Source organism: Bradyrhizobium barranii subsp. barranii (genome assembly GCF_017565645.3).
Lineage (GTDB): Bacteria > Pseudomonadota > Alphaproteobacteria > Rhizobiales > Xanthobacteraceae > Bradyrhizobium > Bradyrhizobium barranii.
This window is the reverse complement of record NZ_CP086136.1, coordinates 9,356,163-9,375,028: the sequence shown is the minus strand read 5'-3', so window position 1 is coordinate 9,375,028 and position 18,866 is coordinate 9,356,163. Positions and strand designations below refer to the sequence as shown.

Annotated in this window: 9 protein-coding genes and 5 pseudogenes; 7 read left to right on the top strand and 7 right to left on the bottom strand. The window is 59.9% G+C overall.

Features of this window, described 5'->3' with window-relative positions:
- Positions 1 to 100: 100 nt before the first annotated feature.
- Positions 101 to 889 carry a hypothetical protein gene (locus tag J4G43_RS45430; RefSeq protein ID WP_225005520.1) on the bottom strand — a complete coding sequence of 263 codons (789 nt, stop codon included), beginning with the start codon at positions 887 to 889 and terminating at the stop codon, positions 101 to 103.
- 322 nt (positions 890 to 1,211) lie between these two features.
- On the opposite strand from J4G43_RS45430, the gene J4G43_RS45425 reads away from it, so the two are divergent.
- On the top strand, positions 1,212 to 1,988 hold the full coding sequence (locus J4G43_RS45425) for an EAL domain-containing protein (RefSeq protein WP_225005519.1): 777 nt from the start codon (positions 1,212 to 1,214) through the stop codon (positions 1,986 to 1,988).
- 336 nt (positions 1,989 to 2,324) lie between these two features.
- On the opposite strand, the gene J4G43_RS45420 is transcribed toward J4G43_RS45425, so the two are convergent.
- Positions 2,325 to 2,516: a hypothetical protein gene (locus J4G43_RS45420; RefSeq protein WP_014498042.1), complete on the bottom strand. Its 192-nt coding sequence runs from the start codon at positions 2,514 to 2,516 to the stop codon at positions 2,325 to 2,327.
- A 411-nt stretch (positions 2,517 to 2,927) separates the two neighbouring features.
- On the opposite strand from J4G43_RS45420, the pseudogene J4G43_RS45415 reads away from it, so the two are divergent.
- Positions 2,928 to 3,710, top strand: a pseudogene (locus J4G43_RS45415) (IS5-like element ISBj2 family transposase).
- Between the two features lie 15 nt (positions 3,711 to 3,725).
- Here J4G43_RS45415 and J4G43_RS45410 read toward each other — a convergent pair.
- The gene (locus J4G43_RS45410; protein WP_171901125.1) at positions 3,726 to 3,863 is read right to left on the bottom strand and encodes a hypothetical protein; all 138 of its coding nucleotides are present in this window, start codon (positions 3,861 to 3,863) and stop codon (positions 3,726 to 3,728) included.
- 387 nt (positions 3,864 to 4,250) lie between these two features.
- On the opposite strand from J4G43_RS45410, the gene ltrA reads away from it, so the two are divergent.
- Complete coding sequence (ltrA, locus tag J4G43_RS45405) at positions 4,251 to 5,573, top strand: group II intron reverse transcriptase/maturase (protein WP_456298913.1); 1,323 nt, start codon at positions 4,251 to 4,253, stop codon at positions 5,571 to 5,573.
- A gap of 98 nt (positions 5,574 to 5,671) precedes the next feature.
- Here ltrA and J4G43_RS45400 read toward each other — a convergent pair.
- A pseudogene (locus tag J4G43_RS45400) lies at positions 5,672 to 7,022 on the bottom strand (IS701-like element ISBj6 family transposase).
- An 855-nt stretch (positions 7,023 to 7,877) separates the two neighbouring features.
- Here J4G43_RS45400 and J4G43_RS45395 point away from each other — a divergent pair.
- Entirely contained in the window at positions 7,878 to 9,404 is a 1,527-nt protein-coding gene (locus J4G43_RS45395) for a DUF1521 domain-containing protein (RefSeq protein WP_208088726.1), read from the top strand.
- 824 nt (positions 9,405 to 10,228) lie between these two features.
- On the opposite strand, the pseudogene J4G43_RS45390 reads toward J4G43_RS45395, so the two are convergent.
- The 3 genes and pseudogenes from J4G43_RS45390 to J4G43_RS45380 form a co-directional block, all read right to left on the bottom strand.
- Positions 10,229 to 10,852 (bottom strand): annotated as a pseudogene (locus J4G43_RS45390) (IS3-like element ISRj2 family transposase); the annotation flags it as partial.
- A 7-nt stretch (positions 10,853 to 10,859) separates the two neighbouring features.
- Positions 10,860 to 11,075: pseudogene (locus J4G43_RS45385) on the bottom strand (hypothetical protein); the annotation flags it as partial.
- Entirely contained in the window at positions 11,074 to 11,490 is a 417-nt protein-coding gene (locus tag J4G43_RS45380) for a hypothetical protein (protein ID WP_162473611.1), read from the bottom strand. The pseudogene J4G43_RS45385 and the gene J4G43_RS45380, both read right to left, overlap by 2 nt.
- Between J4G43_RS45380 and J4G43_RS45375 the strand changes: the two are divergent.
- The 3 genes and pseudogenes from J4G43_RS45375 to J4G43_RS45365 all read left to right on the top strand — a co-directional run bounded on the left by J4G43_RS45375 (position 11,474) and on the right by J4G43_RS45365 (position 18,556).
- Positions 11,474 to 12,281 (top strand): annotated as a pseudogene (locus J4G43_RS45375) (IS6 family transposase). The gene J4G43_RS45380 and the pseudogene J4G43_RS45375 overlap by 17 nt on opposite strands.
- Positions 12,282 to 12,569: 288 nt before the next feature.
- On the top strand, positions 12,570 to 13,376 hold the full coding sequence (locus J4G43_RS45370) for a glycoside hydrolase family 12 protein (protein WP_011084471.1): 807 nt from the start codon (positions 12,570 to 12,572) through the stop codon (positions 13,374 to 13,376).
- An 854-nt stretch (positions 13,377 to 14,230) separates the two neighbouring features.
- Entirely contained in the window at positions 14,231 to 18,556 is a 4,326-nt protein-coding gene (locus tag J4G43_RS45365; RefSeq protein ID WP_208088723.1) for a Ulp1 family isopeptidase, read from the top strand.
- Positions 18,557 to 18,866 lie beyond the last annotated feature (310 nt).

Sequence of the window (18,866 nt, the reverse complement as noted above, 5' to 3'; positions counted from 1 at the left end):
CCCTAAGCCGGTTGAGTTGTCGGCCGAAGCGCTGCAAGGCTCCGAAAGCCTTGCTCACGATCCCGCGAAATCGTTGCTCACGATCCCCTGAAATCCGCGCTCACGATCCCGCGAAACGCGCATGAAACTGACGAGAACCGCTTTGCTGGGCGATTTCCCGCCTGTTGCGTTGCGTAGCTTCGGCATTCACAACGAATTCGCCATTGGAAAGCATTGCGGGAATGCTGTCCGAGACGCTTGTCCCAGCGCCGGAGACGAAGCCGCCGGTGCTAAAGCTAGGTATCGACATAGAGCTGATCGCGGCGACCTTGGCCATACCGGCAGCGAGCACGCCCGCAGCCAACGCATCATTGAATGGCGGCACGGCCGATGCCAACGCCTTCGTGAAGGCGGTGTAAGTGTTGATCCTTGCCTCGACAATGCCGAACGCTTTAGCCGCCCTCGCCATAGCCATGCTGTGCTTGCCGAATTCCTGCGAGAGTTGTGCAAATTCGCCCGCCATGGAGGCGCCGGCGGTGTTCCACGTCGATTGGGCGTTCTCCGCTAGCCTTTGTTGCGCATCCAGGAATTGCTGCGCACTGATCGTATTGGCGTTGAATTGCGCTTGGATCTTAGGCTCCTGTAGGTAACTCTCAGAGGGAGTCAAGTTCGCTTGGATCGTCTGGAGCCCGGCCAGCGTCATGGCGTATTCCGAAGTCTTCTGCTTCAGCAGGTCGAGCTGCACCTGCTGCGCGGCGGTGATCGCGGTGTTGTTCGCCCGCGCGATCGACTCCGTTTGCAATTGCAGCTTCATCGCCTCCATTGCGCCGGGAAGCAGTCCATAGGTTGCCACCTCGGCCTTCATTCCCTCCGGCGACTTGCTTTGCGATGCAATGAACTGATCGACCACGTTTTTTCCGCCCATCACCGAAAAGTTGAAATCCTTCTGAGTCTTCGATGCCTTGTCCGTCGATGCAGCCGCGGCTTCCTGGGGACCGCGCTCACCGCAGTATCGACCGCGATGAAGGCGCTCGTCACCAGTGGGGTGATTGTTTCACGGCCGCCTTCGAGAAGGTGAAGGGCGGCATCGCTGGGATTGAGGAGACGGCAAGGCGCCGTGTTCAAAGTCGCTCGCCAAATACATCTCAACCGTCTCCGGTTGCGAGCCCTTCCACAAATTGTCGACGATTCTTGCGTCATTGATGCCGCTCGAGCCCGCACCGAGCCCGGCAGTGGATGTGCCCGAAGCGCTGAAAGCCAGCTCGCTCGAGCTGTGGTATCAGCAGAAACTTCATCTCCGGACATTGGTTCCGAGCGGCGCCGAGGCGCTGATCCGGATGCGCCATCCCGCATGGGGCGTCGTGCCGCCTGCCTACTTCATCCCCGACGAAAGCGATCCGCATTTTCATGCGCTGTCCGAGTTCGTGATCGCGCGCGCGATCGCGGACTGGCGCTATCTGCTCGGGCAGATCGGACCGGTCGATCTCTCGATCAACCTGCCGATCTCGTTTCTGGCCGACGATGCTGCGGTGCGCGAGCTTTGCTACCGGATTCCGGATCATGCGGCGTTCGCCGGCCTGCTGATCGAGATCGACAGCGCCGAGGTGATCGACAATCTCGACCTGGCGATCGATGTCGCCCGGCGCGTTCGCCTGCACAATATCGGCATCTCGATCGACAATGTCGGCGCGAAGTGGCCATCCTTGCTGGGATTGCCGAACTTTCCGTTCGTCCAGCTGAAGGTCGACCATCAATACGTCACCGGTTGCGCGGATCAGCGCCTCAAGCAGACGGTGTGCCGGCGTATCGTCGAGCTCGCACACGACTCCGGCGCGCAGGTTATTGCGCAGGGGGGCGAGACGCGCGCGGACTTTCTTGCCGCACATGAGATGGATTTCGATCAGGTCCAGGGTTACCTGTTCGGCAAGCCGATGGGCGTCAAGAAGTTCGCCCGCTCGCGCACGCACTTCTCGGAGAAAGAGCCGATCGTCCTGAGGCATGGCGCCTAGTCAGGCGCGAGTGTCGCCATCGATCGCGCGCAGCGCTTCGCCGCGGGCGATCAGGCGCTTTGTGTGAATCGGCGGATGGAATGACCCTGCCCAGATTAATGATGTCAACGGCTTAACGTGCCGATCGGCGCCGGGCCCCGCGCCAACTCACATGCTGACGGCGGTCGTCTTCCCCTCGGCTTTGCTATGCACTTCAAACTCGAGAGATCGATTCGTTCAGGATAATGTCCTGAATAACGAGATAAGCCGTACGGCAGTTGCCGCACGGCTCTTCCGGAGTTCGTCATTCACTGCGCGGATCCGGTAGCGACGCGCTGAGCCGCCGTCTTGGCAGACTTATTGGACGCGCTCGTCGGCGACCTTCTTCTCAGAAGAGAGCTCGGTCGTAATTCTGCGCATTGCCACGGCCTGGGCCTGAACTTTTTGGCTAACACGCTCGAACTCAGCCATCTGGTTCTGGAAACCGGCATCCTGGGTCTGCTGGGTAGCAGGAGCGGCGCCGTTACCGCCAACACTATTAACCGCCATGTCTATTCACCTTTCTTTATGATAGTCGTTAGTTGTGGCCTGCTACGTCGGGCGGGCCGACGATACGAGGGGCAGGAATAGAAAGAAAGACGGTGCTCGCCCCCCAGACTTCTCAGGCTCAGTTCGGCGCTCTTGCCGAGACCAACGGTCTTGGGCTGTACGTTGTCCGTTTTGCCGGCGTTCTTGTTTTCGGCGGCCATCGCTTTCTCCTATGCTCGTCTTGTTACGTCTCAATAGACGTGCTCGCCTAGAGTTCAGCAGCCTCACGCTAGGCGCGCTACCTTTCGAGAAGCTGACGAGTCTCGGTCGGGGTGATTAGGTCGATCCTTTGCAGCAGCCCATCACCTGCCGGCAGCTGCAACCTCACCTAGGGTCTGTACCTAAATAGCGCCACGTGATTCTCTTGCCTACGTGTTGATTCGGGGGCGAGAGAATGCGCGCTGGTTTGTTTTGGCTGAACGGCAGGCAATGGGCGCGTATCGAACCGCATCTGCCGAGGGGACTGACGGGGCCGGATCGGGACGACGACCGACGCATCGTCAGCGGCATCATTCACATGCTGCAATCGGGTGCACGATGGCGTGATTGTCCACGTGAATACGGCCCTTACACGACGATCTACAATCGTTTCAATCGCTGGGCCAAGCGAGGACGATGGTGCGCAATCTTCGAAGCGCTGGCCAAGCCTGGCGAAGACGGCGTCGTACTGTCGCTCGACTCGACCTCGATTAAAGCTCACCGGTGTGCCTCCGGCGGAAAAGGGGGGAGCACAATCAAGCAATCGGCCGCTCGCGCGGAGGCCGCACGACAAAAATCCATGCGCTGAGCGATCCGCTCTGCCGGCCGGTCGTCCTGCATCTGACTCCAGGCCAGGATGCCGATATCGCTGCGGCTCCCGATGTCCTGGCGCTCGCGCCACCCATGAGCGTGCTCCTCGCCGACAAAGGGTATGATGGCGACAAGCTTCGCGGCGCAATCATTCGTCGTGGCGCCAAGCCCGTAATCCCCAATAAATCTAACCGTGTCGTCATCCATCGCTTCAACAAACGCGCCTACAAAGGACGAAATGTCATCGAACGCTGCTTTTGCAGGCTCAAGGACTTCCGGCGCATCGCCACGCGATATGACAAGCTCGCCCGTAATTTTTTGGCCGCTGTTCATCTCGCCGCTCTCGTCGCATATTGGCTCAATTGAGTCTGGACCCTAGCACTACTTTGGGTGCGCCGGGAGACCGGCAAGGAATAGATGGTGGAAGTCCATTGCGATGAAGGTGTAGCGAACCACATCGGCCCCGAGCCGTGCGCAGGCGTCCGCGAGGGTGTCGGCGAAGCGTCGGTAGGGGAGCATGCAGGCCAGCCATTGAGCCGCGAAACAGTGTTATCTCGGGAGCCGACGCTGTCCAAAGAGCGGAAGGCAATATGGGCGAGTGCGCAAACGCGAGCACCCGTCCAACCCGGCGTGGTCGTAGACCCTGGCATGTATGGAAGCTCCTTGTACGGGAACCGGGATATCTCCGGGTCGGCCATCTTCCTTCTCGGAGGAGATGGTCCGCAGCGGGAAGGCGAGGAGCTGTAGCCGCTGATGCACGACACGGAGAAGTCTGACTCTGGCATAGTAGCTGAGAAGCCAACGAACAAAGCCGGATTACTGGCGGCGGAGTGGGCGGAGCCAAGGCCGGGGACCAAGGGAAACGCGGAACAGCAGCGCATGCACCGGACACAGGGCCGGGCTCGCATGACCCAGTCGCTGGACCGCGTACGGACAGCCGCAAGGCTGAGGAAGAAGGACCGGTTCACCGCGCTCTTTCACCACATCAATGTCGATACACTGCGGGCGGCGTTCTTTGCGCTCAGGCGTAAGGCTGCTCCCGGAGTGGATGGCATGACGTGGGAGGACTACGAGGAAGATCTCGAGCCCCGGCTCGCCGATCTGCACAAACGGGTCCAACGAGGAGCGTATCGCCCGCAACCGTCTCGCCGGACGTACATACCAAAGGCAGACGGCAAGCAGCGCCCGTTAGCGATCGCGGCTCTCGAAGACAAAATCGTCCAGGGCGCCACCGTCATCGTGCTCAACGCCATCTACGAAGGAGACTTCTGTGGCTTTTCCTACGGGTTTCGGCCCGGCAGAGGACCACATGATGCGTTGGACGCGCTCTGCACAGCGATCGAGACGCGGAACGTGAACTGGATCATTGACGCCGACATCCAAAACTTCTTTGGCGCAGTCAGTCAACCTTGGCTGGTTCGCTTCTTGGAACATAGGATCGGCGACAAGCGCATCATCCGCCTCATTCAGAAATGGCTGAAGGCGGGTGTTCTCGAAGACGGCGTCGTAGCCGCTGATGACAGGGGAACGGGTCAAGGTTCGGTGATTTCACCGCTTCTCGGCAACATCTACCTGCACTACGCTCTCGACCTGTGGGCCAAACGCTGGCGACAGCGCGAGGTCTCCGGCGGCATGATCATCGTGCGTTACGCGGACGATGTAGTAGTCGGCTTTGAGCGCGAGGATGACGCACGTCGTTTCCTTGACGCGATGCGCGCGAGACTGGAGGAGTTCGAGCTGACGCTCCACCCGGCCAAGACCCGCCTGATTGAGTTTGGTCGCCATGCGGCGGCTCAACGCAAGCAGCGCGGACTCGGAAAGCCGGAAACCTTTGCGTTCATGGGGTTCACGTTTATCTGCGGCAAATCACGCCAAGGGCGCTTCCAGCTTCAACGGAAGACCCGTAGCGACCGCTTGCGAACCAAACTCCGCGAAATCAAGGAGGAGCTAAGGCGCCGAATGCACTGGCCGATCCCTGCACAAGGGAAATGGCTGAGGCAGGTCTTGACCGGCCACTTTGCGTACTTTGCTGTCCCGACGAATGGCCGAGCGCTCAATGCGTTTCGGTTCTATCTGACCGATCTCTGGAGGCGGACGCTTCGGCGGCGCAGTCAGCGGACCTGTCTGACCTGGGATCGCATAACGCAGATCACCGATGACTGGCTCCCCAAGGCTCGCATCCTTCATCCATGGCCGAAGCTGCGCTTCGCCGTCAAACACCCGAGGTAGGAGCCCGGTGCCTTAATTGGGCTCGCCGGGATCTGCGCGGGGGGCGCCCAGTGATGGGTGTCCCTACCGCGAACAGAATGTGTTTTGGCCGCTGTTTTTCAAGGATTTGCTTTCGGCAATATGGGCATTGCTGAGGCGGCGGCCGAAGGATGAGATCGACGATGGCATGGCGTACGGCGGGCATGGTTGGTTGAGGCGGAGGCCCGTTGATTCTTTTTTTTCCGCCCCGCGTATGCGAGGCGACGATGTTGCAGGAAGGCGTAGGCAATCATTGTCATAAGGGCGTGGCGATGAAGACCTTGCCATGATCGCCCTTCGAAGTGATCAAGTCCAAGCTCCTCCTTCAACTGTTGATGCGCCTGCTCACAAATCCACCGTGCCTTGATGGTGGCGGCCAGCGTGCGCAGATCCGTCGTCGCCGGAAGATTGGCGAGATAGTATTTGCTCTCCCCGGAGGCGCGTTGCTCGCCAATGAGCCAGACTTCGTCGCCTGGGAGATGCTGCTGACCTTTATCCCATATCCGCTGCGGAGGGCCGTCGGCGGTGCGGACACGGAGGGCAGCAAATCGGGCTTTGAGCCGACCTTTCGTCCCGCTACGCCAACTCACGGTTTTCCATTTGGCGCTGGCCAGCATTTGTTCTGCCGCAATCGATAAGATATCGGGCACGTGGTGCTTTCGTGGTTTGCCACGGACTTTGGTGATCGGCCAAATGAGCTTCACATCGACGGGATACACTTTCTGGTGCCGAGGGATACCGACCGCCCCAGGCCAGCCCGCGCTCTGTTAGCCCTTGTCGAAACGGTGCGCTGAGGCCGTATCCTGCATCCGCCAGCACACATCCAAAGCGCATGTTGGCTGCCATCGCACGGTCAATCTCGGCCAAAGCGATCTCCGGCTTGGACCGTGGCGTTCGGTGTTCGATTGGCACGCGAGCGCGCTTCAAACGGGGCATGTCGCTTGTCCAGCTGTCAGGCAGAAAGAGACGTAACGCGACCATCACTGGCACTTCGCCGCGCGCAAGCGTTAAAGACACCAGCGTTTGGCAATTTGCAGTTTTACCGAGAGCCGATGCGTATTGCGCCGCAACACCGACCGATCGCTCACCCTTCTTCGGCAGTGAGGTGTCATCAATAACCAGCACCGCATCCCTGCCGCCGACGAGTCGGTCCGCCTGGTTGAGCAGCTCTGTCTCCAGCGGCGTCGCGTCCCAGACACCGTCGGCAATGAAATGGTGCAACTGGTCGTAGTTGCTCGTGACAAGGCGTTCCGCCATCGGCTGAACGCTCTTGCGATCGCCAGGACCGATCAATCCCGCAACATACAGAGGACACATCCGCTGCCGGGTCTTATGACCCAGCCGGTCCAAGAACGGCATCAGCCAGCGTTCGAGTTCGTCTTCCCATCCCGGCATGGTCAGCCCTCCAAGAGCCGACCACCCATGAATCATTGAAAAATTGATTCGGGAATCCTATAAAACGCGGCAAAATCAACAATCTGCCAAAGTAGTGCTAGTGAGGCTAGCAGCGAAATTCTGACCTACGTGCGCGGTCAGGCGCGCACTTGGATCGATCGGCCAACAGGTTGGCTGTGGCGTTTGTCGATCAGCGCTGAGTCATCCAATCTGAAGTCTTTGGAGACTCATGGCGTGGGGCGGTAGCCTGGTTAGGGCCGCGCGCTGATGCTGTAGAGGCTGTTGGTGTGATCGCCGGTATCCCCACAGATCGCGTCCGGAATCTTCGGATCGCCGCTGGCGGCAATAGCGGCGTGGCCGGAGCGGTTGGAATGCTGCTTCCCAGATCCGCTGGAGTGACTGGCGGAATTGCGGCGACCGCGTCACTTATCGACAGAATGATATGCCTCTCGGTCCCGATGATTGTTGCATCAAGAGCAAGCGGCGTGAATCTCGCATGCAACAGGACCGATCGGCGCAGCCGACATCGGACAATCGATCGATGTTAACGAAGCGACGTATCACATGTGATCGGCGGGCGTCGATAGTTGCCTGAGATGGTCCGTCGTGACGGCCGGCCGCCGCGAGCAACCATGCGATCCGCACCCCTCGGATGCTACGAGGGTTGCGATGCTCAGTCGGTGGTTCATTGTCGTCAGCTTTTCGACAGGTGCTGCAGGTAGAGTCCCTGCGAGTTCGATGGGCGCGATATGCTCGCGCCGAGCCGCTGCGAAGGTGATGAGAGAGGGGGGCTCATCGAGGCTGCCGGGGCTGGTGGCGAGAGGCATTCATTCGCTCACCATAACGCTCGCAGTTTTACCGCTTTCTTCGATGCAATCAGGAGTGAACTAAATGGCGTATCTTCCCGTGGCCGGTCTCCCCGTGGTCGGCGCACTCGATTCGACGGTGAATGGGGTGGGGTCAGAGGGGGTGGTTGCCAGCCCAGCTTTCAGCACACTGTTGGGACAGTATGCCACGCCGGGTGCCTACCAGTACCTGCCGGCAGGCGCTGCCGTCGTTGTCGTTCCTGCAGGTGGCGTCACAACCGCTGTCGTGGCTCCGGCGGTCGTCACTCCAGTCGTGGCTGCTCCCGTGTACATGATGGCTCCGCCTCCTCCTTCCATGCTGTTGAGCCAGCAAAGTTCGGGTTCGGAGCCTTCCGTCGATCCGGTATGGACGCATGAGGTCAAGGATGGCAAGGCCACGATCAACCTCGGCGACAAATATACGATCACAGCCAATGAGAAGGATGGCACCTGGACCGTTCGCAACAACCAGACCGGCCATGTCACGAAGATCCATGGCGATCCCCATGTTGACGCTAACGGGGACGGCAAGGATGACTTCGACTTCAAGAAAGATATGACCTTCCAGCTCGACGATGGGACCAAGATTACCGTCAATAATGTCGACTACGGTAATGGTGAGACCATCTCCTCAAAGCTGACCATTACGAACGGCCACAACGCGATGGTTGTGGAGGGGCTCGGCGACGACAAGGATGGCAAAAACAATCTGAGGGTGACTCAGTCCAACGCTGGCATGACTCTTGATGAGCTGACACCCGATGGTGCCCAGACGATCCATGAGAGCGGCCAAGGCTGGGTCGATGGCGCCGGCGGCGTGGTGAATCAGGCGAGTATCGATGCCGGCGAACAGGGTCGCGCGCCGGGCAACTACCAGTCTGCAATCGCAACGCCTGCCACTGCAACACCCGTGTTCTTCGTTCCTCCTCCACCGCCGCCTCTTGCGATGGTTCCGCTTGCCGTCGCTCAGACGCCAGCGCCGTCATCTCAGCCAGCGCCAGTGTGGTCGCACGAGGTCAAGGACGGCAAGGCGACGATCAACCTTGGTGATAAGTATACGATCACAGCCGATGAGAAGGACGGCACCTGGACCGTTAGGAACAACCAGACCGGCCATGTCTCGAGGATCCACGGCGATCCTCACGTCGATGCTAATGGCGACGGCAAGGACGATTTCGACTTCAAGAAAGGTATGACCTTCCAGCTCGACGACGGCACGAAGATTACGGTGGACACGGTCGATTATGGCAAGGGAAAAACCATCTCCTCGAAGCTCACCATCACCAACGGCGACAATGCCATGGTTGTGGAGGGACTCGGCGACGACAAGGATGGGAAAAACAATCTGAAGGTCACGCAGTCTAATGCTGGGCGGACGCTTGATCAGCTGACGTCCGATGGAGCTCAGACAATCCATGAGACAAATCAGGGGTGGGTTGACAACTCCGGACGCAAGGTGACGCAGTCGGTGATCAACCACAATGAGAACCCGGATGCGCCGCCGGATTTCAAGACGATGATGCGCGAGGCCATGTTCCGGCGCATTTTCGGTCGCGATGCACAGCCGGCATGAGGCCTGATCCCGGGGAGGTCGGAAACTCGTGGAAGCGGGCGCTAGCGCCCGCCTTTCATTTTCGCCAAACGGCCGCGAGAAGGGCAGCTTGGCGATCTATCGATTTAGGATCGACGGTAACAGCCAGATTGTCTTGGCAATCGCAGCCTTGGCGCCGACAAACGGGCGGAGGGCCTCCAGACCCGGCTACCCGGCTAGAATTGCTGCGGCGCGTTGCCGGCGATGGAGGCGCTGCACGGGAACGGTGCTCTCAGGTCTGTCTGCAAGTCAACGTCCTGCAGATGCAGGCGTCGCAGCGAAAATCCCGGCCAAGATCGTAGATTGGATTGGGGACGGCCTCTGCGGCGCGATCTACCCTCGGCTCAAAAGCATAAGCCCTGTTTCGCGTTGAGCCCTGCCTGTCTTTAGCCTACGAAGCCGGGCGTGAACCCTTGCGCCCCCAGAACATCCATCATCCTCTCACGAAGCCGGAGGCGCCATGGCTTTGAGCATCACCATTTCCGTCAAAGTCTGCTGTTGGGGACGCCAAAGGGACGTCGCAGCAGCCCGCTGCCAAAAAGATCCAGGTGCATTCGGATTCGCGGAGCAGTTCGCAGCGGACCTGAAAGATCATAGAATGCGCATCTAACTGCTGGCGTGTGCCAAGTCTCACTTGGCACGTCTTCGATTCAATCACCAAGAGCTGGCCCCGGTTGTTTGGACAGCGCCCCGCTGGATTTAAGTGGATTCCTGCCGGGTTATGCTGAACGCGGGGCTTTACGGTTTTGTCGTTGCGTCGGGAGGGCGTAGCCCGACCAGAGCGACGACAAAACCGTCGGCGACGGTCATGCGGCCATCACCATAGCTTGCGTGCCGAAGTAAGCCTCGTCGGGCGTGCGCCCGTCAAGGCTCGAGTGAGGGCGTCCCTGATTGTAGAAGGCCAGATACTTGGCAATTGACGCTCGCGCCTCGGACACGCTGTCGTAGGCGCGGAGATATACTTCTTCGTATTTGACCGTGCGCCAGAGCCGCTCGACAAACACGTTGTCGCGCCAGGCGCCCTTGCCGTCCATGCTGATGGCGATCTTCGCGTCCAGCAGCACATCGGTGAACTCGAGGCTGGTGAACTGGCTGCCCTGATCCGTGTTGAAAATCTCGGGCCTGCCGTGCTTCGCCAACGCCTCCTGGACCGCTTCGACGCAGAAGGCCGCCTCCATTGTGATCGAGACGCGATGGGCCAGGACCCGTCGGCTGAACACATCGACGACCGCCGCGAGATAGACGAAGCCACGCCGCATCGGAATGTAGGTGATGTCCATTGCCCACGCATGGTCGGGCCGCTCGATCTTCAATCCGCGCAACAGGTACGGGTAGATCTTGTGACCCGGAGCCGGCTTGCTCGTGTTCGGGCGACGATAGACCGCCTCGATCCCCATGCGCTTCATCAGCGTCGCGATGTGGCGGCGACCGGCGTATATCCGCGCCGCGCATCACGATCTTCAGCGCATCATCCGGCAACGGCCGCTGCAATGCCTTTGCTTCATCCCGCGGCGCGCGCATCCATACGTCGCGCTCCTCATCGGTCGTCAGGAAGCCATAAACGAGGTGAGGGCCGGGGGCCGGCTTGGACTTGGTGCCCCGGTCGCCCTTGAACCCGGTCCAGATGCCCGCGATCAGATGGGCATGGCGGCTACCGGCCGGTTGTACACGCCGCTCGCGGGAGAGATCGACAGGCGCGCAGCCAGCCAAGGAGCAAGGTTGTGTTCCAGCCAGCCATGGCAATCGCTGATGAGCGATCCTCATCAGTGGTCGCGTTGTCGACCGTGGTGAGGCATCCGGGCGAAACTTTGCGCCGCAATGCTGCTCGAAGAACAGGGAGTCGTCCAGAAACCTGACGGCGTTTGCCCCTGAGGTTGGTGAGCGTGATTTTGGTTTGATGAGCGCTCATCCATGCGAATAAGTTGCTGAGAAACACGATGCCAGCAGGTCGGACAAAGCCGAGATTGCCGAAATCGTTGATGACCTCCGGCGGCCAGCCGTTGACGGCGTGCGCCGCAAGATCGGCCGCAACCTTCGACAGGGACAGTCCATTGAACGGTACCGTCAAATTAACGAATTGGAGCGGCGGAGGGGTAGACGACCGGCAGACCGCCCGGGACCCTCTTTATCGCCGCCATCGCACCGGAAGTGATCAGTTATCCCGTTTGGTTATATTTCCGGCTTCCCTTAAGCTTGCGGATGGTCGAGGAAATGCTGGCGGCGCGTGGCATTGGCGTGACCTATGAAACCGTGCGCCAGTGGGGACGGAAATTCGGCAAGCCGTTCTCCGATCGGATCCGCCAGCGCACTCCCCCTCGCGGTGACAAATGGCATCTGGACGAAGTCGTTATCTCGATCGCGGGCGAACAACATTGGCTCTGGCGCGCTGTCGACCAGAATGGCTTCGTTCCTGACGTCTTGATCCAGCGCCGAAGAAACTCGCGCGTTGCGCAGCGGCTCATGAAGAAGCTCTTGAAATCCGCCGGCACGCCGCCGCGCGTTATGATCACGGATAAGCTGCGTTCGTACGGCGCTGCGAGGGCGAAGATGGGCTTACACGTCGAACATCGCCAGCACAAAGCTCTCAACAATCGGGCCGAGAATTCTCATCAGCCGACGCGGCGACGCGAGCGGATCATGACGCGCTTCAAATCGTCCCGTCAGGCTCAACGGTTTCTGTCCGTTCACGATCAGGTCGCGAACCTTTTCCACATCCCCTATCCCGGCGCCGCCACCGCCGACTTCCGTCGTGCTTCGCGCGAGCGAGCCTTTGCGACTTGGCGCGAGATCTCCATGACAAGCGCTATCGCCGACTCTCGACCTCTGAGAATCGCCTCCTTCGGCTCGGCGGTCGATTAAGTTGACGATGCCCCCTGATGAGCCAGAGCCTCCCTTCTCGAAAAGCCTGATCAGTCTCAAATTGTCTGACGACGGACAATCGTTGCCACTGTCTCAGCCAGGCTGCTGTCATCCGAAAGACGGCAAATCCGGGCGCGGGTCCACCCTTCTTCCCGAGCTCGTCAGCTTCTCGAAAGCCAACCTTCCTAGCATTCAAGCCCGGTCTCTAGATGCCGATGCCGCCCATGCTGAACTAGGGGGCCCGCTAGTGGATCTGCAGGAGATTTTGTTATCAGAAAGGAGAGCTTTATGGATTCCAATCGGATAAGCGGTGCCGGCGCGCAAGGGTCTCCAACGGGTTACGTCCGGACACAGGAGGATCATGATCTATTTAGGCAGGCCGCGAATGAAGCCCGGTCATTATCATCTGCCGGGCCTGTGTCGGCACAGACGCCGATTTGGCGTTCGAGCGCTCCATACGGAAGCTTTTCACGCGATGGCTACTCTTGGAACAACGACGTATGGGGCCCGCACCCTGGGCCTCAGACGATTTCGGTGAGTGCAGCCAACCGGTGGAGCGTGTGGTCGAACCAGCCCAATACTCCTGGCATCAAGAGCTATCCGCACGTGGCTTTCAATATCGGGAAACCGCTCAGCTCAATCAACACTCTGAGCTCGAGCTTCAATCAGGAAGTTCCCACTGGCGGCGCCTGGGATGTCGCCTACGATATCTGGGACAGCTCAGACCGACATGAGATAATGCTCTGGACAAACTACACCGGAAACTCGGACGGGAGCGGCAACGTTAAGCCCATTTCATATCATTATGCCCCTTCCGGTGCGGCGATTCCGGTCTACAGCAATGTCAATGTAGGCGGGGCGACTTGGAACGTGTTTGAAGGCGAAGGCTCCGATGGTCACAAGGTCATCTCATTGCTGCGCACTTCGAAGACCAACAGCGGGACAGTGGACATCAAGAGTATCCTGCAGTGGATCAAGTCGAAGGGGTACTTTGGCGACATAAACGTCGGTAGCGTCCAATACGGCGTCGAGATTACCTCGTCCCCGGGGGGAAAGAACTTCAATTTCAACAACTGGTCCGTGACTTCGAAGTGAAGTCCGCGCGGGCGGTAAGGTGAGCTGCGCTATGCCAATGAGCCACGCTGACTGACGGCCTTGGCTTGCCGCTCACATCCCGACCGCCACGATCCCGGCCTCAACCGAACCTATGCCGAGATGGCAAGCCATTACGGCACGGCCATCTCGCAGCCCGGCCGCGGCGCCCAAAAGATAAGGCAAAGGTCGAAGTTGCGGTGCAATGTGAATGCGGATCGAAATTTGACCCCTCAATCAGTCCATCTCGTGGGCTAACGTCTTGATTCTTCAAGTGCCGGAAAAGTGACCCCGGCGCCGATCGGCGTCGGACCCCCGCGCCGATTCACAGAAGCATGCGAAAACCATCGAGGCTCGCGGCGGAGACGTTGTCCAGCCGCATCAAGAAGCCGGATATACGTCAGTAGTTGTGGCCGTCGATCCTGATCAAGTCGGTCGTTGCAATCGGGCGGGGTCCATATGGGGTCCGGACGCCGATCGGCGTCCCAAGTGCTTGATGGGTCAATGTTCAGCGTCGATTCACAAAGATGTTGGCTGGAGATAGTCCTCGCCGCGAAAGCTGGCCGTACGCCTCACCGATGAGGAGCAGTATTTTGTCTCTGAATCTTCGGTCTATCGGCTGTTGACGGCGAAGCGCGCAGGCACATGCGCCATGCTGTCTTGGCGCGGCAATTGTCGTCATCAGGTTCTCGACAGCTTCCCCATTTAAGTTTAACAAACATACAGGGCTGATCCCCTTGGAAGAACATCCGCTGCCGATGCTCACGGTGCGTGCCTGCCGGCGCTGTAAAGGGCGGTTTGTTGCTGATTGCCGGCATGTCAGATCGATAGCCCAGGTTCATATTTGAGGAGGACGGATGGATTTCCCCTCGACCAAGTCGGTGCATGAACAATCGGGCAGCACGGGTCCGCAAGAGAGCTCACCCGCGGCTCCGTCTGCAGCCGCGGCGACCTTTGAGCGGCAATTGAGAGAGATCAGCAGGTCAGGTGTGGGTGGTGGAGCAATGCCGGCCGCCGCTGCGCTGCAGCCGGCTCAATCAACGGAGGTTTTGATAGGGAGGCAGTGCAATCAGATCCTTTACTCCGAGGATGCTCGCCTTATCTCGGGGCTTGAGAAGGCCCTTACGAAGGGCGGGGCCGCCAAAGGCACCACCAATAACTATTTACGTGTTCTTCGCGGCTTTGGCCATTGGCTCTCCGCAAATAACAAAAAGGGCATCTCTGCTCGGCTCGACGACAAAAAATCGCTGTCTCAAGATGCGCGCGAGTTCAGCGGAGAGGGTGAGCCCTGGAAACTTCTTACAGCAATAGGTCATCTCCGAAATTCGCAGTCGACCGGCGAAGTCGTGCCGATCACACGCCACGTTGAGGTAAATCCTTATCAGCAGGACGCGGAACTCATCAAAGAGTACCAAAACGAAGTAGCGTCAGAGATGGGCAAGAGGGATGCAACCGCTCTTCGCAATTTCAGCGACTACCTGCGTGACAACAACAAGAAGGGTATTGTTGGTCGGCTTCGCGGCGAGTTGTTAAATGAAGATGTTAAGAGCTATAAGAAAGTCTCCGCTTTTCGTTCGAAAATCGGTGTCGCGCTGGATCGTCTCCGAAAATCGTCGGCCGGCGCTAAGGCGATGGATCTCGAGCGCAATATTGATCCCGAAGACGCGGCCCTGAAGGAGTCGAGGCAGGTCGGCGACGCCGCTGCGCAGCACAGTTCGTCGCAGAAAGCTGGCAGTTGGCCAGAGGAATTGCTTCCTGCGGAAGGCCATGATCAGAATTTGCTTTTGGGGCCGATGGACGAACCCGGCGCGTCGTCCTCGGCGCCGCAGCCGACTCAGTCAACTGGGATTTTGAGAGGGAGGAGGAGACGGCCTCTTTATCCCGAGGATGCTGCCCTTATTTCGGGGCTTGAGAAGGCCCTCATCAAGGGCGGGGCCGCCGAAGGCACCGCCAAGGACCATGTACGTACTCTTCTCAGCTTTGGCCAGAGGCTCTACGCAAATAACAAAGATCCCATTGCTGCTCGGCTCGACGACGAAAAGTCACTGACCGCTGATGCGCGCGAGTTGTTCGAAAAGCGTCCCGCGACACTCCATAGGGCAATAGACCATCTCAGGACCTCGCGGTCGACGGGCGGAATCGTGCCGATCGCAGGCCGCACTGAGTTGCATCCTTATCCCCAGGACGCGGCACTCATCAAAGAGTACAAAAACGAAGTAGCGACAGATGCCGGCAAGAGGGATGCAACTGCTCTTCGCAATTTCAGCGACTACCTGCGTGACAACAACAGGCCGGGCATTGCTGCTGGGCTCGGCACGTCGTTTGACGGAGATGTCGAGAGCTATAGGAAGGTCGCCGGTGCTGATTCCAGGATTGGCGCCGCACTGGCTCGTCTCCGAAAATCGCAGGCCGGCGCTGAGGCGATGGAGCACGAGCGCCATATTGATCCCGAAGAGGCGGCCCTGAGGGAGTCGAGGCGGGTCGGCGACGCCGCTGCGCAGCACATTGCGTCGCAGAAGGGTGGCAGTTGGCCAGAGGAATTGCTTCCTGCGGAAGGCCATGATCAGGATTTGCTTTTGGGGCTGATGGATGAACCCGGCCCGTCGTCCTCGGCGCCGCAGTCGGCTCAGTCAACTTGGATTGTGATAGGGAAGAGGAAGCAGCCTCTTTATTCCGTGGATGCTCCCCTTATTTCGGGGCTTGAGAGGGCCCTCATCAAGGGCGGGTTCAGCAAATCCGCTGCCGAGCAGCACGGAGGTTCTCTTCGTAGCTTTAGCCGTTGGCTTTTCGCAAAAGAAAAACCGAGCATTCGTGATCGGCTCGACAATAAGTCGCTGACCGATGGCGGTGAGGTGCTCGAGTTCATCGGAGAGGGTAATCCAAAGAGACTCGTTCAGGCAATCGACTATCTCCGGACCTTGCGGTCGACGGGCGAAGTGCCGATCTCACGACGCGCTAAGCTGAATCCTCACCCCCAGAACGTGGCCTTTATCAATCCCGAAGACACGGTACTGATGGAGCCGAGGCGCGTCGACGCCGCCGCTGCGCAGCACAGCGCGTCGCAGGAAACTGGCCGTCGGCCAGAGGAGCTTCCCGCGGAAGGCCGCGATCAGGATTTGCTTTTGGGGCTGATGGACGAACCCCGCTCGTCGTCATCTCTCGAGCCAGCCGCGCGCCATGACCAGGCACCGGATCCCGGAGAGCCCGACCGCCAGCAGTCCCCGGACGAGCCGATGGCTGCGCTTGCCAGGAGCAACCGCCTGCCAAGCGAGGAGGTCCTCATCAACGATGAGCATGACACAGCTGAGTTGAGGCCAGCGAAGAGGCAGAGGACCCTAAACAATCCGCAAGGCGTTGCCGGCGAGCGGCAGCTGAGCGAGATCGCCAATTCAGGCGGCCAGCCGACACCGGCGCCTACCCATCAACAGGGTACGTCGTCATGGGAGACGCAGCCGATGCTGCTGCGAAGCGGCTACGAAGATGTCACGGCGCCGCATGCGGTCGCGACGTACGTCGGGGACGCCGCTGCGCAGCACAGCGCGCGGCAGCGAGCTGTCAGTCGGCCATTGGTCCTCCCGGAAGGTTACGATCAGGATCTGCGCTTAATGGTGGAAGACGGCCCATCGTGGCCCGAGGTTCCTCCTGAGCAGGCGCAGGACATAGTCCAAGCTGGGCAGGAACCTGCCTGGCCGACCGTGGAAGCAGCGCCAACGCACTCTGCCAGGGCTCGCTCAAACACCTACGGCGGTATTGAGGTGTCGTTTAATCCGAATTCGCCCGCATCATTTGAGTTGCGTGACAATGCTTGGAGCCCGGCGCCTGGCTTTCCGCCGCCGTTTGCCGGGCCGGTACCGGGGCATCACCAGGGCGCTCAACAGCTCGGCTCGCCGCAGGGGCTTTCTCCGGTGTCCGCCCACTCGGACGATGACGCTTTGGCGTGGTTGAGCGAGGAGCTTGCGCGGCAGATGCAAGAACCGGCATCACCATCAACTGCCAGGGCTCAGGATCTCTATCGTGGGTTTGAGGCACTGCTTGATCCGGATGCGGCCGAGTTGGATGACAGTGCTCACTTTGCGCCAGCGCCTTCTGCCAGGGCTCGCTCAGACACCTACGGCGGTCTTGAGGTATCGTTTAATCCGAATTCGCCCGCATCATTTGAGTTGCGCGACAATGCTTGGAGCCGGGCGCCTGGCTTTCCGCCGCCGTCTGCCGGGCCGGTACCGGGGCATCACCAGGGCGCTCGACAGCTCGGCTCGCCGCAGGGGCTTTCTCCGGTGTCCGCCCACTCGGACGATGACGCTTTGGCGTGGTTGAGCGAGGAGCTTGCGCGGCAGATGCAAGAACCGGCATCACCATCAACTGCCGGGGCTCAGGATCTCTATCGTGGGTTTGGGGCACTGCTTGATCCGGATGCGGCCGAGTTGGATGACAGTGCTCACTTTGCGCCAGCGCCTTCTGCCAGGGCTCGTTCAGACACCTACGACGGTCTTCCATTGGTTGATCTGACCGCGCCCGCACCGTCCCCATTGCGCGACGATATCGTGCGGCGGTTTCCGATCACCTCCTCCGATGCTCAGATCGGGGCGTTGAATCCGATAGCCTTGTCCCACAACCGCGGGCTGGTGCTCGAGGACACGGAATGGCTGGGCGACGAGCATATCCTCAGGGATTACCAGCTTCAGGAGCTGGATTTGCAGAGGAGCGATTCGGATCTCGCCGCCCGGACGCGGTTCGTAGATCCCCTCGAAGCGCTGCGGCTGCGCCTGGGCGCGGAGAGCGACGTGCTACGCGTATTCCATCGCATCGTCCATGATCGGCGTGATAACGATACAGCCGACTTCCTGTTGCTGCCAGTGAACGATGCCAGTGCTACGGACCGCGGCAGGCATTGGTCGCTGCTGTTCGTTGATCGCAGCAACCGGCAATGGCCTGTCGCCTATCACTACGATTCCTACGGGAGATACAACGAGACGCATGCAAGACAACTCGCAGAAAGGCTGAACATCGCCCTGCAGCCCGCCGGCATGGCCCAGCAGCAGAACACTTATGATTGCGGCGTCTTTGTCGTGGACGGCACGCGGGAGCTGGTTAGGCAATTGGCGCAAGGACGGGAGCCAGACCAGCTGAACCTCAGCAACGTCGTTGCCAATCGGCAGGCACTGCAAGCGCGACTCAGGGGTTGATGTCGCCGTGGGCGGACCTCGCGGCGCTTCGCTTTGAGCTTGAATGACGGCTGGAAGAAGTTCACCAGCAGGCGCGCCGCGGCGTAGAGACGTGCCATCACGCGGGCCGTCTCGCCCCCGTCGAAGCGCCCGTATCCGACGAGCCGCCGGACCACCGGCAGCGCGATGCGGTTGTCGGCAAGGGCGAGCGCGCGACACTGCGCTTCGGAAAGACCGGTCAGCTCGATGACCGGCGCCTCGAGGAGACCGAGCTTTCGCGCGGCCAGGTATCGGCCTTCGCCCGCGATGATCGTGCCATCGCTGTCGACGA

Excerpts from the sequence above, each read along its gene's own strand:
- J4G43_RS45420 (WP_014498042.1), bottom strand. The coding sequence starts at position 2,516 with ATGGCGGTTAATAGTGTTGGCGGTAACGGCGCCGCTCCTGCTACCCAG.
- J4G43_RS45410 (WP_171901125.1), bottom strand. The coding sequence starts at position 3,863 with ATGCTCCCCTACCGACGCTTCGCCGACACCCTCGCGGACGCCTGCGCA.
- ltrA (WP_456298913.1), top strand. The coding sequence starts at position 4,251 with ATGACCCAGTCGCTGGACCGCGTACGGACAGCCGCAAGGCTGAGGAAG.
- J4G43_RS45395 (WP_208088726.1), top strand. The coding sequence starts at position 7,878 with ATGGCGTATCTTCCCGTGGCCGGTCTCCCCGTGGTCGGCGCACTCGAT.
- J4G43_RS45370 (WP_011084471.1), top strand. The coding sequence starts at position 12,570 with ATGGATTCCAATCGGATAAGCGGTGCCGGCGCGCAAGGGTCTCCAACG.
- J4G43_RS45365 (WP_208088723.1), top strand. The coding sequence starts at position 14,231 with ATGGATTTCCCCTCGACCAAGTCGGTGCATGAACAATCGGGCAGCACG.